Here is a 14,406-nt window from a genome sequence, read left to right as displayed (position 1 = left end):
AAAGCGATGTTAACCATGCATATGCCGGATGACTAAAAGAAAAAGGCCCGAACCTTGGAAGGTCCGGGCCAAGAGCGGCTTATGGTTAGATAGGCCGCGACGGGCCGTTCGGCGGCGCCCTTGTGCCGGGCGCCGCAAACCCTGTGACTACGCGTGGTAGGCGGCTTCGCCGTGCGTTGCGAGGTCGAGACCTTCGCGCTCGGCTTCGACCGGAACGCGCAGGCCGATAATGACATCGACGATCTTGTAGAGGATCGCAGAACCGATGCCCGACCAGACGATCGTGGTCAGAACGCCCTTGAGCTGTGCCCAGACCTGGGTTGCCGTGCCCGCATAGGAGGCCGCAAAGTCCGGCGTCGAATAATCGACGATACCGGCGCCGCCGAGGGCCGGATTGACGAGAATGCCGGTGCCGATCGCGCCAACGATGCCGCCGACGCAATGGACGCCGAACACATCGAGCGAGTCGTCATAGTTGAACTTGTTCTTCACGACATCGACGAAGAAGTAGCAGATCGGCGAAACGATGAGGCCGAGAACGACAGCACCCATCGGACCGGCGAAACCAGCAGCCGGCGTCACGGCAACGAGGCCGGCAACGGCACCCGAGGCAGCACCGAGCATGGAGGCCTTGCCGCGAGCGAAGCTTTCAACGATGCACCAGGAAACAGCGGCGGCAGCCGTTGCAACGAAGGTGTTGATCATGGCGAGCGATGCATAACCGTTGGCTTCCAGGTTGGAGCCGGCGTTGAAGCCGAACCAGCCGACCCACAGGAGCGATGCGCCGACCATGGTGAGCGTCATGGAGTGCGGTGCCATGATTTCCTTCTTATAGCCCGTGCGCTTGCCGAGCATGATGGCGCCGATCAGGCCGGCAATACCGGCATTGATGTGAACGACCGTGCCGCCGGCGAAGTCGATCGCGCCATACGAGAAGATGAGACCAGTTGGTGCAGTGTAAGCGCTCGGGCCGCCCCAGAACCAGACCATGTGCGCCATCGGGAAGTAGACGAACGTGACCCACAGGATGACGAAGAGCATGACGGCCGAGAACTTGATACGCTCGGCGAAGGCGCCGACGATCAGGGCCGGCGTGATGCAGGCGAAGGTCATCTGGAAGCAGATGAAGGTGAGTTCCGGAATGGCCACACCCTTCGAGAAGGTTTCGGCCAGCGAGGACGGCGTCACACCGGCAAGGAAGGCCTTGGAGAAGCCGCCGACGAAGCTGTTGAGCGAGCCGCCATCCGTGAAAGCGAGCGAATAGCCGTAGGTGACCCAGATGATCATGACGACGGCGGTGATCATGAAGACCTGCATGAGAACCGAGAGCATGTTCTTGGCGCGGACGAGACCGCCGTAGAACAGAGCAAGGCCCGGGATGGTCATCAAGAGAACGAGAACCGTGGAGACCAGCATCCACGTATTGTCGCCCTTGTCCATCGTCATGGCCGGAGCAGCGGCGGCTGCAGCATCGGCGGCTGCCGGGGCGGCTTCCTGCGCGAAAGCGACAACCGGCGCCAGCAGAGCGGCCGACAGGGCGCCTACCCGTGCGATGTTGGAGGAAAACTTCGAAATTGACATTGGAAATAGCTCCTTGATCTGCCGTTCTTTACAGCGCTTCTGAATCGGTTTCGCCCGTACGGATGCGCACGGCATGGTCGATCGAGTAGACGAAGATTTTGCCGTCACCGATCTGGCCGGTCTTGGCAGATGCTGCGATGGCCTCGACTGCCTTGTCGACGATCTCCGATGCGACCGCGATTTCGATCTTGAGCTTCGGCAGGAAGCTGACCGCATATTCAGTGCCGCGATAGATTTCGGTGTGTCCCTTCTGGCGACCGTAGCCCTTCACTTCGGTCACAGTCAGGCCCTGAATGCCGATCGCCGTGAGGGCTTCGCGGACCTCATCGAGCTTGAACGGCTTGATAATGGCCATCACAATTTTCATCTGTATCCCATCCTTCGTTATCCTCGGCGCGGAGCCGACTCTCCTTGCCGCTGACGGTTTCATGAACAGCGACCGGCGATAGACATTCAAAGGACGTGCCAGATTCGTGACAGTCTATAAGTTATTGAAATCTAAAGACTATAACAGAAGGCGCCAATAAACAGGCAAATGATGGGCCAATAAGCGCATAAATAATGCGCAAATTTATAAATATGCACATTATTTATTCATTTGCCTTTTTCCGAATCAGGCCCTCCTGTGCGACCGACGCGATCAGGACACCCGATCGCGTAAAAAGGCTGCCGCGGGTCAATCCCCGGGCACCCGACGCCGAAGGACTGTCCTGCGTATAGAGCAGCCAGTCGTCGAGCGTGTCGGGGCGATGGAACCACATGGCATGGTCGAGGCTTGCAACCTGCAGGCTCTGATCGAAAATGGACGTTCCGTGCGCATGCAGCGATGCATCGAGCAGCGTCATGTCCGAGATATAGGCAAGCACCGCGGCCTGATAGAGCCGGCTATCCGGTACCGGACCGGTGGCCCGCACCCAGACATCCTGCCGCGGTTCGAGCTTCTCCCGGGTAAAATAGTGCTTGAGCGAAACAGGCCGGATTTCGATCGGCCTTTCGCGCTCCCAATATTTGCGTACCGCCGCCGGCGCATGGGCAAGATATTGTTCCTTGATCTGCTGTTCGCCGAGCAGTGATTCCGGCATCGGCACCGACGGCATGGGGACCTGGTGGTCGAAACCCGGCTCCTCCAGCTGGAACGAGGCCGAAAGCGCAAAGATCGCCTTGCCGTGCTGGATCGCGACGGCCCGGCGCGTGTTGAAGCTCGATCCGTCGCGGATACGCTCGACCTGGTAGACGATGGGCACCGAAGGGTCTCCGGGACGCATGAAATAGGCATGCAGCGAGTGAATGAAACGCTCGCTGTCCACCGTGCGCTGTGCTGCCATCAGAGCCTGCGCGATCACCTGCCCGCCGAACACGCGCTGCCAGCCGACCTGCGGACTGCGGCCGCGAAAGATATCGACCTCGATCGGCTCGATATCGAGCGTCGCGATCAATGTTTCCATGGCGGTCGGTCTGCCCGTCTGTTCCGTCATTTTGTTCGGCTCCCGGCGGTAGGAAGTGATAACGTCATGATCTATATAGATCGCATCTGGTCGTAGGAAGTAACAGGAGCTGATGATGCTGGACATGCTGGTTGTGGGCGGAGGTTATGTCGGCCTGTCCGTGGCCGTGGCGGTCAAGCAGGCAGCACCTCATCTCGATATTGCCGTCATCGAGGCAGCACCCGACCATGTCTGGAAGAAAGACATGCGCGCTTCCGCCATCATCGCGGCCGCAACGAAGATGCTCGAAGTCTTCGGCATATGGGACGAAATCGAGCCGGAGGCTCAGCCGATCAACAAGATGATCGTGACCGATTCCAGGATGTCCGATCCTGTCCGCCCGATCTTCCTGACCTTCGATGGCGAAGTGGCCGATGGCCGGCCGTTTGCCCACATGATCCCCAATGTTGCCATGGTCGGCGCGCTGCGCGGGCTGTGCGAGCGGCTCGGCATCGAGATCCGCCACGGCCTCAGCGCCACGGGGCTGAAGACCGGCGACACCAGCATCGAGGTCAGCCTTTCGGACGGCAGTACGCAGCAATCGCGCCTGCTGGTCGCCTGCGACGGCGTACGCTCGACGCTGCGTGACTTCGCCGGCATCAAGACGGTGACCTGGGACTATGGCCAATCCGGCATCGTCACGACGGTCGAGCACGAGCGCCCGCACCATGGCTGCGCCGAAGAGCATTTCCTGCCATCCGGCCCCTTCGCCATCCTGCCGCTGCGCAACAACCGCTCCTCTCTGGTCTGGACCGAGCGGACGAACGACGCCAACCGCCTCGTTGCCGCCGACGATCTGGTCTTCGAGGAGGAGCTGGAACGCCGCTTCGGCCACAAGCTCGGCGCTCTCAAGGTCGTCGGGGACAAGCGCGCCTTCCCGCTCGGCCTCACGCTTGCCCGCTCCTTCGTCGCCCCGCGCTTTGCGCTCGCCGGCGACGCAGCGCATGGCATCCACCCGATCTCCGGCCAGGGCCTCAATCTCGGTTTCAAGGATGTGGCAGCGCTTGCCGAAACCATCGTGGAGGCCGATCGCCTTGGCCTCGATATCGGCGCCATCAACATTCTGGAGCGCTACCAGAGCTGGCGCCGTTTCGACACGTTCCGCATGGGCGTCACGACAGACATGCTGAACCGGCTGTTTTCCAACGACACGGCGCCGATCCGCATTGCCCGCGACTTCGGCCTCGGCATCGTCGACCGGCTGCCCGGTCTGAAATCCTTCTTCATCGGCCAGGCAGCCGGAACGACAGCCAGAGACAATCCGCGGCTGCTTTCGGGCCAGACGATCTGACAGAGAGCATCTGCAGGAAGAAATCAGTCTTCGAGACTGCGCGCTTCCGAAACCAGCATGATCGGAATGCCATCCCTGATCGGATAGGCAAGCCGTGCCTTTTCCGAGACCAGTTCATTGTGCTCGCGATCATATGAAAGCCGCCCCTTGGTGAGCGGGCAGACGAGCAGCTCGAGAAGTTTGGGATCGACGCGGCTCAGTTTTTCGTCCATCGCGCCCTCTACTGCAAAACGGTATCGGAATCGCCGAAAACGCGGGCAAGCACGATTTCGGTGATGGCGATCAGGGTTTCGGCCCGCGTCTTGAGGTCGGGCGCTTCGAGCAGCGCCTGTTTTTCCGCCGGGCCGAACGGCGACATCATCGCAAGCGAATTGACGAGGGTAAGGTTGCTGGCCCGTTCAACGCTTTCCCAATCCGCCTCGAGCTTGTTGGCATCGAGATAGGCCTTGAAGGCCGTCAGCAGCGCGTTGCGATCGACCGCATCCTCTTCGTTCTCGGCAGAAAGATCCGATATGAACGGCGCGATGCGAAAGCTGCGGAACGGTTGACCATGAGATTTTTCCTCCAGCAGCCGGAAGCGGCATACGCCCGTCAGCGAGACGATGTAACGCCCGTCGCCGGTTTCGGCATAGGAGGTAATCCGGCCGAGGCAGCCGACGGCCGCAAGCTCGGGGGCATGCGTCTTGTCTTCATGCTCGCCATGCGCCGGCTGCACCATGCCGATCAGACGGTTTCCGGTCAGTGCCGCATCGAACATCGCAAGATAACGCGGCTCGAAGATATTGAGCGGCAACTGCCCCGCAGGCAGGAGAAGCGCCCCCGTCAGGGGAAAAACTGCAATCTCATCCGGTAAATCGCCGGGCTTAAGATATCTCGCATTGCCGACTTGCATGAAGACTGGTCCCGCACTCTTCGGCGGGCGCATCTGCGGCGCCCGTCCTCACGAGAAATGTGGTGCCCTTGTGCAAAAACGCAAGGGCGGATGCGGCAAACCTCAGGAAAACAGGATCGAGGAAAGCTTGCGGCGCGCCGAAACCGTCGCCGGATCCTTGAAACCCCAGACTTCGAAGAACTGCAGGAGCTGGCGACGCGCACCGTCGTCATCGAAGGCGCGATCCTTGCGCATGATGAAAAGCAGGTGTTCGGCCGCCTCCTCGCGCCTGCCCTCGACATTGAGGATCTTGGCGAGTTTCAGCCGGGCTTCGTGATGATCCGGGTTCAGCGCCAGCTCGCGTTCAAGCGCAACGGGATCGCCGAGCTTGCGGGCTTCTTCGATCTGGTCGAGCTTCGTCAGGACTGCCTGGATGCCGGCATCCTTGCCAAGCTCTTCCGGCAATTCGCTCAGCATCTGGCGGGCTTCTCCATGCTGGTCGGCTGCGATCAGGCATTCGGCCATGCCGGCAAGCGCCTTGGCATTTTCCGGATCCGCCTGGATCACCGCACCATAAAGCTGGCCCGCTTCATTGACATTGCCGGCAGCGAGCAACTCGCCGGCCTCGGCCAGCACGGCTTCGATCTCGCCAGCCTGGTCGGCGCCGGCCGGGCCTGCGAGACGATCGATGAACTGACGAACCTGGCTTTCCGGCACGGCACCCATGAAACCATCCGCCGGGCGGCCGTTGACGAAGGCGATGACGGCGGGGATGGACTGGATGCCAAGCTGGCCGGCGATCGAGGGGTGATCGTCAATGTTCATCTTGACCAGCTTGACGCGGCCCTGTCCCTCGTTGACGACCTTTTCCAGAACGGGCGTCAGCTGCTTGCAGGGACCGCACCAGGGCGCCCAGAAATCGACCAGCACCGGCTGGTTGCGCGATTCCTCCAGCACGTCCTTCGCGAAATTCGCCGTCGTCGTGTCCTTGATATGGCCGCCTGCGGCCACCGGCTGGGGTGCCACGCCATAACTTGCCGTCGCCGACATCTGATTGCCGAAGGAGCCGTTGTAAGGATTGTCGCTGCCGCTCATAGGTATCTCCCGCCGCGCCGATCTGCCGGCGTCTCTGAATAGCGCTAAAATCGTATGTCAGGACGTCACTTTCAAGACAAGCGGCTTATGCCCCGTCGCTTCCATGAATCGTATCAGGTCGGCCCTGCCGATCGAGGTTGTCGCATCGTTGGAAAGCGGGTGGCAATTGATAATCTCGTCATGCATCAGATCCGCGTCGAGCACGAAGGTGACGTTGTTGCCGGTATCGTTGATCGCGCCGAGTGCGGTGACAGCACCTGGAATGACGCCCAGATATTCCATCAGTTTCTCGGGCTTGCCGAAGGAGACACGGCCGGAGGCACCGATGATAGTGTGGACCTGCTTGAGATCGACCGTGGCGTTTTCCTCCACCGTCAGCAGGAAGTAGCGGTCCTTCTTATCCTTCACGAACAGGTTCTTGGTATGCCCGCCGGGAATCTCGTCCCTGAGAGCAACCGATTCGGCCACCGTGAAGACGGGCGCGTGGTCCTTTGTGCTGTGGGCGATGCCGAGGTCGTCGAGAAAGGCAAGAAGATCCTGGCGGGTCTTGGGCTTGTTGTCGGTCATCGTCGTTCCATGAAGCGCGAGAAGGGCAGATCGGGTTGCCTGCTTACGTCCGCCTCGCAAGCTTGGCAATCTTCAGGACCGACGCTTTGCCCTGCATTCGCGGCGTTTCCGGACGTGGTTTTCCACTGCTGGAATTTTTCTTCGTTTTTCCGTCATTTCCCTGTTGCATTTGAAAATCGTTTGGGCGATATAGCGCCCGTCGCCGCAAGGTGGCGCCCACGGCCCGCTACTTACTACCCCGGACCGATGTGGATTTGAGCGGGTGTAGCTCAGGGGTAGAGCACAACCTTGCCAAGGTTGGGGTCGAGGGTTCGAATCCCTTCGCCCGCTCCAGTTTCTCCAAATTTCCCAACCGACACGACAAAATGTTCAGCGCGCCGCGCCTTTGCATCTTCGTTTCTTATTTTCTCGGATCGAGCAGGTCGCGCAGGCCATCGCCGAGGATGTTGAAGCCGAGCACGGTCAGCATGATCGCCAGTCCCGGAAAGAGCGACATGTAGATGTTAAGGCCGAGATAGTTGCGGCCGTCGCTCATCATCGCGCCCCATTCCGGAAGTGGCGGCTGCGCACCGAGACCCAGGAAGGAGAGGCTTGCGGCCGACAGGATGACGGTACCGGCCGTCAGCGTCGACTGCACGATGATCGGGCCGATCGCGTTACGCAGGATGTAATGTGTCATGATTCGGTGGCGCGACACGCCGAGCGAAATGGCCGCTTCCACATAATCCATTGCCTTGAGGCCGAGTGTGAGGTTGCGGCTGAGCCGCGCATAGACGGGCACCGAGAAGATCGCAATCGCGATCAGCAGGTTGACGAGGCTGGTGCCGAGCACGCTGACGATCAGGATCGCGAGCACGATACCCGGAAAGGCGAAAAGGATATCCATGCACCACATGATCGCCTGATCGGCATAACGCCCCGCCATACCCGAAACAATGCCGAGCGGCACGCCGACGACTATGGCAAGCCCGACGCTGAGAACGACCTCCAGCAGCGAGATGCGCGCGCCATAGAGCACGCGGGCGAAAATATCGCGACCGTTGTCGTCGGTACCGAACGGATGCTCGAAGGAGGGTTCCAGCATCGTCGAGAGCAGGTCCTGCGAATAAGGATCGGCCGAGGTGATGAGCGGCGCCAAGATTGCCATCAGCACGATGATGCCGATGAGCCCGCCGCCGATGGTGATGCCCCTGTGCGAGGCGAGCCAGCGCAGGATGCGGCGCAGGCTCCCGCTGCCGGTCGAAACCTTTTCCGCTTCGCTCATCGCCATCAGTCGAACCTTATTTTCGGATTGAGCGCGGCGATCGCCATTTCCGCCAGGAAATTCATGACGACAACGCCGGTGACGGCCACAAGCGTCACACCCTGAATGACCGGATAGTCACGATAGCGCACCGAATCGACCAGCAGCCGACCGATACCCGGCCAGTTGAAGACGGATTCGGTGACGACGGCACCGCCGATCAGGCTGCCGAAGTTCAGACCGACGATGGTCACGATCGGGATCAGGGCGTTGCGCAGCGCGTGGCTCCAATAGATCGAGCCGGGCGCGACACCCTTGGCACGCGCCGTGCGGATATAGTCCTGCGCCAGCACTTCGATCATGCTGGAGCGCGTCATGCGCGCGATGACGGCCATCGGCAGCACTGCGAGCGTGATCGAGGGCAGGACGAAGCTTTTCCAGGACGTGGCGCCGAGAAGCGGCAGCCAGCCGAGACTGACCGAGAATGTATTCATCGCCATCAGCGCCAGCCAGAAATTGGCGATGGAGGCGCCGGCAATCGCGAGAAGCATGACGGCCTGGTCCGGCCAGCCATGCCGGTAGATCGCACCGATCATGCCGGCCGGCACACCGATCGCAATCGCCAGCAGGTAGGCGGTGACGGCAAGGCCGAGCGTGAAGGGCATGCGCTCGGCAATCTCATCGACAACAGGCAGTTTCGACTTAATCGACATGCCGAGATCGCCCCTGACCGCGCCATAGGCGAACGAGCCGTATTGTTCGGCAATACTGCGGTCGAGACCGAGGCGGGTGCGCATGTTGTCGACCGCCTCCTGCGTGGCCTCGGGACCGGCCATCATGCGGGCCGGATCGCCGGGAAGCGCGCGGATGGCAACGAAGATCAGCAGCGACACGCCGACAAGGATCAGCGGCAAGGCGAGCAGCTTCTTGAGAATATAGGCTTTCATCGGACCGTCATCGTCAGTGAATCGGGTGTGCGGCACAGCACCGCCCACCCGGTTACGCATCAGTCCTTGGTGGCTTCCTCGACCACGACCTGGCCACCCGGAATGACCCAGGCACCCTTCACATTCTTGCGAGCAGCGTAGAGATCCTGCGTCGTATAGAGGAGAACATGCGGCGCCTGCTCGTTGACCTCCTTCTGGGCATCGACATAGATCGCGTTGCGCGCCTTCTCGTCCAGCGTCGAGGCCGCCTTGTCGATCAGTTCATCGAGCTTGGGATCGTTGAAAAAGCCGAGATTGGCGCTGGCAGGCGAAGCGCTTGCCGAATAATAGAGCGGGCGGAACTGCAGGTCGGCACCGTTGACGCCCGAAGACCAGGAGGCAATGACGGAACCCGTGTTCGCGGCCGCCTTGCCGGCCGGATCGGCGAAGGCCGCCTTCGACCAGACGCCGCTTTCCATGCGCTGCACGTCGAGCTTCACGCCGGCTTTCGCCCACATGGCCTGCAGCAGTTCGCCGATACGCGCTTCCGGCTCCTGCACGATCGTCGTCATTGCGAAACCGTCGGGATAACCGGCATCGGCAAGCAGCTTCTTCGCCTTGTCGATATCATAGGTATAGGGCGCGAGCGTCTTGTCATAACCGGGCGTGACAGGCGCGAGCGGCGAATTGGCCGGCGTCGCGTTGCCTTGCATGATCGCCTTGACGAGACCGTCGCGGTCGGTCGCATAGTTCAGCGCCTGGCGCACGCGCACGTCGTCGAGCGGCTTCAGCCTGGTGTTGAGCGACACCCAGAAGACCGCCGAACCGTCCGACTTGTTGACCACCATGTCCGGATTGGCTGCAAGCTGCTTGGCGAAAGCGGCCGGCAGCGGATTGACGATATCGGCATCGCCCGTCTGCAGCGCCATGTTCATGACCGACGGCTCGGCCGTCCACGTCCACTTGATCTCGTCTGCGCCCTTCGGCGCACCACCCCACCAGTCCGCATTCTTGGTTTCCAGCACATATTCGCCGGACTTGTATTCCTGCAGTTTGTAGGGACCGGTACCGACCGCCTTGCTGCCGATCGTACCGGCGGCATCCGCCGTCGGGCTGACCATCCAGCAGGCGCCGGTGGTCAAAAGCGCGAGGAACGCCGGATAGGGCTTCTTGAGTTTGAACTGGACGGTCGACGGATCGACGGCGGTGACGCTGTCGATGAAGGTACGCAGACGACCGCTGGCGGCAAGGCCGCGCTTGGTATCGAGATGGCGGGCGAAGTTCTTCACCACCGCATCCGCATCGAAGGGCGTACCGTCATGGAATTTTACCCCCTGGCGCAGCTTGAAGGTCCAGACGATGCCGGCATCGTCGCTCGACCATTCGGTGGCGAGCGCCGGCTGCAGGCTCAGATCCTTGGCGCGGACAAGAAGCCCCTCGTACATCGGATCCAGAACAGCAGCCGTGAAGGTCGCGGTCTGATCGCCCGGATCCATCGAACGGGGCGCTTCGGTCTGCATGATCGTCAGCGTGGAAGCGAAGGCCGAAAGCGGCGCAAACAGCGCTCCGGCAACAGCGCAACGCAAAGCGAATTGGCGGGTTCTAATAAATCTCTTGCGAATGATTTCCATTGGTTCACCCTCTTGCTGATTCTTGAAACCGGCCCTTCGGTCGGCTTTGATCAATTTTGTAATTTATTTTGGTTGATTGGTTCATTTTGTGAACTTATTGTCAAGGCGAAATCACTAGCGGCAGGATCAGGGATTTTAATGTTCAACTCATCGCAGCGTGAGCTTCTGCGGGTCATAAGCGAGTCCGGCCCCTTGAGCCGGACCGATCTTGCCTCCGCGATCGGGCTCAGCAAGGCGGCAATGAGTGGCATCGCCCGCGAGTTGATCGACCGTGGCGTTCTGCACGAAACGGAAACCGTGTACGGCCAGGGCCGGCCTTCCGTCCTGCTCGACCTGAAGCCGGAATGCGCCTTCTTCATCGGCATCTCGCTTCTGGAAGAGCCGGCGCCGATGATCCTCAGCGATCTGAACGGCAATATCATTGCTCGCCAGCAGCTGCCCTATTCCAGAGATCCCAAGGTCATCGCGAATGCCATCGCCTACGGCCTGCCGGAAATTCTCAGAGCCCATCCGCAGGCGAGCTCCAAGCTGGCGGGCATCGGCGTGGCGCTGTCCGGCTTCGTGGACGAAAAACAGGCGACCTGTGTCCAGTCCACCCTGCTCGGCTGGCAGGATGTGCCGCTTGCCGAAATCATTCGCCAGGCAAGCGGCGTCGATACGTTCATCGAGAACGACGCCAAGGCCGTGGCCGTCAGCGAAAAACTCTTCGGCATTGCCCGTGATACACCGAACTTTTCGGTCGTGTCGCTCGGAGACGGCATCGGCTGTGCCCACTTCATCGACGGCCGGCTCTATCGCGGCAACCATGGCGGCGCCGGCGAAATCGCCCATGCCACGATCGAGCCGGGCGGCGCGCCCTGCCGCTGCGGCAAGCGCGGCTGCCTGGATACGATCGCTTCCATGAAGGCGATCAAGGAGATGGCGAGGGCTGCCGGCCTGAAATGCACCTCGCTGTCGGAGCTCGAAGAGGAAGCCTCGCACGGCACTGCCGAGGCGATCGCCATCATCCACAAGGCCGGCGCAGCGCTCGGCCTGGCGATCTCGCACCTGATCCAGATGAACGATCCCGGCATGATCCTCGTCACCCATGTCGAGGGCTCCTTCGACGGCCTGTTCGGCACCGTCGTGCAGCAGGCGATCGAAGCCAATGTCCTTCCGCGTTATGCCGGCCAGACGCCGATCCGCACCCGCCGCGTCGACAGCGACGTCTGGGCGCGCGGTGCCGCCAGCATTGCCGCCCATAATTTTCTGATTGGTCCTAATGTAAGCTGAGGTTTTCCATGCGCATCGCCGTTGGGGGCATTCATATCGAATGCAGCACGTACAATCCCGTCCTGAACGAGGAGAAGGATTTCCGGGTGGTGCGCGGCGATGGCCTGCTGGCAGCCCCCTATTTCGCGTTCTTGAAGGATTACGACGCCGAGTTCCTGCCGACCATCCATGCCCGCGCCATTGCCGGCGGCCCGGTCGCGCGCCACACTTACGAGGCCTTCAAGGCTGAATTCCTCGAGCGCCTGAAGCCGCTTCTGCCGCTCGACGGCCTCTATCTCGCCATGCACGGCGCCATGTATGTCGAGGGCATGGAGGATGCGGAAGGCGACTGGATCAGCGCTGCCCGCGCGCTCGTCGGCGACGATTGCACGGTTTCGGCAAGCTACGACCTGCACGGCAATGTCACCCAGCGCATCCTCGATGCGCTCGACATGTATTCCACCTATCGCACCGCCCCGCATATCGACGTCGAAGAGACGATGCGCCGCTCGGTCTCCATGCTGGTGAAGAGCCTGAAGAGCGGTGTGAAACCGACCCTGCTCTGGGCGCCGATCCCCGTCGTCCTGCCGGGGGAACGTACGAGCACCGTCGACGAGCCAGCAAAGAGCCTCTATGCCGAACTGCCCGGCATCGATGCGCTGGATGGCGTCTGGGATGCTTCGCTGATGGTCGGCTACGTCTGGGCGGATGAGCCCCGCGCCACCGCTGCCGCGATTATGACCGGCACCGACCGCGCCGTGCTGGAGCGCGAGGCAAAGCGCATGGCGAAGGCCTATTGGGATGTGCGCGAAGAGTTCGTCTTCGGCTGCGAGACCGGTTCGATCGAGGAATGCGTCGCCAGGGCGATCGCCAGCCCCACCGGCCCCGTCGTGCTCGCCGAATCCGGCGACAATCCGACCGGCGGCGGTGTTGGCGACCGCGCAGACGTGCTCGCCGAGCTGATTGCAAGGGGCGCAACCGGCGTCGTCTTTGCGGGCATTGCCGACAGGGCCGCAACGGAGACCTGCTATGCGGCGGGCGTCGGCGCGACGCTGGATCTGACCGTCGGCGCCTCGCTCGACACCAAGGGCAGCAAACCGGTAACCGGCCGCTTCACCGTAAAATTCCTGCATGAGACCGGCGACGCGGCCGATCGGCAGGCGGTCGTCTCCATCGGCGGTATCGACCTGGTGCTTTCCGCCAAGCGCCGCCCCTATCACAATATTGCCGATTTCACCCGTCTCGGCCTCGATCCGTACAAGGCGAGGATCATCGTCGTCAAGTCGGGCTACCTTTCGCCGGAACTGGCGCCGATTGCCAATCCGAACCTCATGGCGCTTTCGGCCGGCGTGGTCGATCAATTCGTCGAACGCCTGCCGCGCCTGCGCAAACAGCACCCGACCTATCCTTTCGACAAGGATTTCGGCTTCGAGCCGCAAACCTTCCTGTCCGCGCGCTCGCTCAATCGCTGAACCAATTGCCGTTTGGTACCGCGCGCCCGCTCGGGTGCGCGGCGCCTGTGGACGCCTGTATCTGCCCCTCGCATCTGCCGCAAATCTGCGCTTCAAGGCGAAAAAAACAGGCAAATATTTATCTGCACAAAAAAGCGCTTGACGATCGGCCCCATTTGGTTTGCATTGAACCAATCTAAAATTGGTTCAGGCAACCATGGACGAAGCACAGGGCAATTCGAACTATGCGCTGGAGAAGCTGAGGGCTCTTCTTCAGTCGGATAGTCTCGACGCCGACGGCAAGCTGCCGACTGAGCGCACACTCTCCGAAATCCTTGGCGTCAGCCGCCGCTCCATCCGCCGCGCGCTCGAAGTGCTGGAGGCCGAAGGTCGCATCTGGCGCCGGCAAGGTTCCGGCACCTTTGCCGGCAGGCGCCCGGATGGCTGGAGCGAGCATGTCGATTCCATCGTCGCCGACACGGACCTGATGGAAATCATGGAGGTGCGCCTGCGCATCGAGCCGCAGCTTGCCCAGCTCGCGGCCATGCGCGCCAAGACGGCCGATGTCGAGCGCATGTATGATCTCGTGAAAAAGATCTACGGCAGCACGGATGCCGACGGCCGTGAACTCTGGGACGGCGCGCTGCATCGCCAGATCGCCCAATGCGCCGGCAACTCGTTCTTCCTGACGATCTTCGATGTCATCAACCGCGTGCGCCAGGACGAAGCCTGGCAGACGATCCGCGAGCGCGCCCGCAGCGCCAGCCGCACACGCGAAGTCACCTACGGCCAGCACACGGCCATCGTCGATGCCATTGCCGCCCGCGATCCGGCAAAGGCCGGCGAAGCCATGCGCCAGCATCTGCTGACGCTGCAGGAAAGCCTCATCCGCATCACCTCCCTCGACCATAGCGAAGCGGAAGCCGAGAAGGAGCCCACCTGAGCAGGGAAATCGGCACGGCGGAGATAACCGCCGGCCCGACACGATAAACGTGAAACAAAAACATAAAGAGGA

14 protein-coding genes and 1 tRNA gene are annotated in these 14,406 nt (G+C 61.4%); 5 read left to right on the top strand and 10 right to left on the bottom strand.

All coding sequences use genetic code 11. The features are described from left to right. Positions 1-147: 147 nt before the first annotated feature. The 3 genes from ACU8HS_RS10190 to tesB form a co-directional block, all read right to left on the bottom strand. Positions 148-1,581 (bottom strand): ammonium transporter, encoded by a 1,434-nt coding sequence (locus tag ACU8HS_RS10190; RefSeq protein WP_112564461.1) that lies wholly within the window; start codon positions 1,579-1,581, stop codon positions 148-150. Between the two features lie 28 nt (positions 1,582-1,609). After that, the gene (locus tag ACU8HS_RS10185; protein ID WP_085990525.1) at positions 1,610-1,948 is read right to left on the bottom strand and encodes a P-II family nitrogen regulator; all 339 of its coding nucleotides are present in this window, start codon (positions 1,946-1,948) and stop codon (positions 1,610-1,612) included. A 223-nt stretch (positions 1,949-2,171) separates the two neighbouring features. Then, on the bottom strand, positions 2,172-3,056 hold the full coding sequence (gene tesB, locus ACU8HS_RS10180; protein WP_447015840.1) for an acyl-CoA thioesterase II: 885 nt from the start codon (positions 3,054-3,056) through the stop codon (positions 2,172-2,174). An 85-nt stretch (positions 3,057-3,141) separates the two neighbouring features. On the opposite strand from tesB, the gene ACU8HS_RS10175 reads away from it, so the two are divergent. After that, the gene (locus tag ACU8HS_RS10175) at positions 3,142-4,356 is read left to right on the top strand and encodes a ubiquinone biosynthesis hydroxylase (protein WP_447015897.1); all 1,215 of its coding nucleotides are present in this window, start codon (positions 3,142-3,144) and stop codon (positions 4,354-4,356) included. 23 nt (positions 4,357-4,379) lie between these two features. On the opposite strand, the gene ACU8HS_RS10170 is transcribed toward ACU8HS_RS10175, so the two are convergent. The 4 genes from ACU8HS_RS10170 to ACU8HS_RS10155 all read right to left on the bottom strand — a co-directional run bounded on the left by ACU8HS_RS10170 (position 4,380) and on the right by ACU8HS_RS10155 (position 6,889). Further along, a complete protein-coding gene (locus tag ACU8HS_RS10170; protein ID WP_112545684.1) occupies positions 4,380-4,568 on the bottom strand; it encodes a Trm112 family protein in 189 nt (62 codons plus the stop codon). 8 nt (positions 4,569-4,576) lie between these two features. Beyond that, positions 4,577-5,248 (bottom strand): LON peptidase substrate-binding domain-containing protein, encoded by a 672-nt coding sequence (locus ACU8HS_RS10165; RefSeq protein ID WP_112564459.1) that lies wholly within the window; start codon positions 5,246-5,248, stop codon positions 4,577-4,579. 102 nt (positions 5,249-5,350) lie between these two features. Then, positions 5,351-6,322 (bottom strand): thioredoxin, encoded by a 972-nt coding sequence (gene trxA, locus ACU8HS_RS10160; protein WP_112564457.1) that lies wholly within the window; start codon positions 6,320-6,322, stop codon positions 5,351-5,353. Between the two features lie 57 nt (positions 6,323-6,379). Further along, complete coding sequence (locus ACU8HS_RS10155) at positions 6,380-6,889, bottom strand: prolyl-tRNA synthetase associated domain-containing protein (RefSeq protein WP_112702661.1); 510 nt, start codon at positions 6,887-6,889, stop codon at positions 6,380-6,382. A gap of 258 nt (positions 6,890-7,147) precedes the next feature. On the opposite strand from ACU8HS_RS10155, the gene ACU8HS_RS10150 reads away from it, so the two are divergent. Continuing rightward, a tRNA-Gly gene (locus ACU8HS_RS10150) sits at positions 7,148-7,222 on the top strand. Between the two features lie 67 nt (positions 7,223-7,289). Here ACU8HS_RS10150 and ACU8HS_RS10145 read toward each other — a convergent pair. From ACU8HS_RS10145 to ACU8HS_RS10135, 3 genes are read right to left on the bottom strand one after another with little or no spacing between them, the layout of a single operon-like run. Continuing rightward, complete coding sequence (locus ACU8HS_RS10145) at positions 7,290-8,159, bottom strand: ABC transporter permease (protein WP_447015839.1); 870 nt, start codon at positions 8,157-8,159, stop codon at positions 7,290-7,292. After that, positions 8,159-9,079 carry an ABC transporter permease gene (locus ACU8HS_RS10140; RefSeq protein WP_112702663.1) on the bottom strand — a complete coding sequence of 307 codons (921 nt, stop codon included), beginning with the start codon at positions 9,077-9,079 and terminating at the stop codon, positions 8,159-8,161. Before ACU8HS_RS10140 ends, ACU8HS_RS10145 begins: the two co-directional genes overlap by 1 nt. Positions 9,080-9,138: 59 nt before the next feature. Then, positions 9,139-10,644: an ABC transporter substrate-binding protein gene (locus ACU8HS_RS10135; protein ID WP_447015838.1), complete on the bottom strand. Its 1,506-nt coding sequence runs from the start codon at positions 10,642-10,644 to the stop codon at positions 9,139-9,141. A gap of 183 nt (positions 10,645-10,827) precedes the next feature. Between ACU8HS_RS10135 and ACU8HS_RS10130 the strand changes: the two genes are divergently transcribed. The 3 genes from ACU8HS_RS10130 to ACU8HS_RS10120 all read left to right on the top strand — a co-directional run bounded on the left by ACU8HS_RS10130 (position 10,828) and on the right by ACU8HS_RS10120 (position 14,334). Next, on the top strand, positions 10,828-11,961 hold the full coding sequence (locus ACU8HS_RS10130) for an ROK family transcriptional regulator (RefSeq protein ID WP_112702665.1): 1,134 nt from the start codon (positions 10,828-10,830) through the stop codon (positions 11,959-11,961). Positions 11,962-11,969: 8 nt separating this feature from the next. Beyond that, positions 11,970-13,412 carry a M81 family metallopeptidase gene (locus ACU8HS_RS10125; protein ID WP_447015837.1) on the top strand — a complete coding sequence of 481 codons (1,443 nt, stop codon included), beginning with the start codon at positions 11,970-11,972 and terminating at the stop codon, positions 13,410-13,412. Positions 13,413-13,608: 196 nt separating this feature from the next. Continuing rightward, entirely contained in the window at positions 13,609-14,334 is a 726-nt protein-coding gene (locus ACU8HS_RS10120; protein ID WP_447015836.1) for a FadR/GntR family transcriptional regulator, read from the top strand. The last annotated feature ends 72 nt before the right edge of the window (positions 14,335-14,406 follow it).

It is taken from the genome of Rhizobium sp. KDH_Rht_773_N, assembly GCF_052946295.1.
This window is presented reverse-complemented; position numbering and strand designations above follow the sequence as displayed.